The sequence below is a fragment of the Photorhabdus hainanensis genome (genome assembly GCF_018448965.1).
Lineage (GTDB): Bacteria > Pseudomonadota > Gammaproteobacteria > Enterobacterales > Enterobacteriaceae > Photorhabdus > Photorhabdus akhurstii.
In genome coordinates this window covers 1-575 of sequence record NZ_RCWD01000133.1, presented here as the reverse complement: position 1 = coordinate 575, position 575 = coordinate 1, and the positions used below count along the sequence as shown (strand labels likewise).

1 rRNA gene is annotated in these 575 nt (G+C 53.9%); it reads left to right on the top strand.

Annotation, left to right across the window (positions count from 1 at the left end):
• Nucleotides 1-496, top strand: a 23S ribosomal RNA gene (locus EAE92_RS24220); the annotation flags it as partial.
• Between the last annotated feature and the right edge of the window lie 79 nt (nt 497-575).

The window sequence follows — 575 nt, the reverse complement described above, 5'->3', positions numbered from 1 at the left end:
ATGGAAGGGCCATCGCTCAACGGATAAAAGGTACTCCGGGGATAACAGGCTGATACCGCCCAAGAGTTCATATCGACGGCGGTGTTTGGCACCTCGATGTCGGCTCATCACATCCTGGGGCTGAAGTAGGTCCCAAGGGTATGGCTGTTCGCCATTTAAAGTGGTACGCGAGCTGGGTTTAGAACGTCGTGAGACAGTTCGGTCCCTATCTGCCGTGGGCGCAGGAAGATTGAAAGGGGCTGCTCCTAGTACGAGAGGACCGGAGTGGACGCACCGCTGGTGTACGGGTTGTCATGCCAATGGCATCGCCCGGTAGCTAAGTGCGGGAGAGATAACCGCTGAAAGCATCTAAGCGGGAAACTTGCCTTGAGATGAGTCTTCCCTTGACTTAGAGTCACGGAAGGAACGTTTAAGACGAAGACGTGGATAGGCTGGGTGTGTAAGCGCAGCGATGCGTTGAGCTGACCAGTACTAATGAGCCGAGCGGCTTAACCTTACAACGCCGAAGGGGTTTTGGTGTCGGAAGACAGCAAACAGAAGTCGGAAGACAGAAGAGAGACAGATTTCAGCTTGTT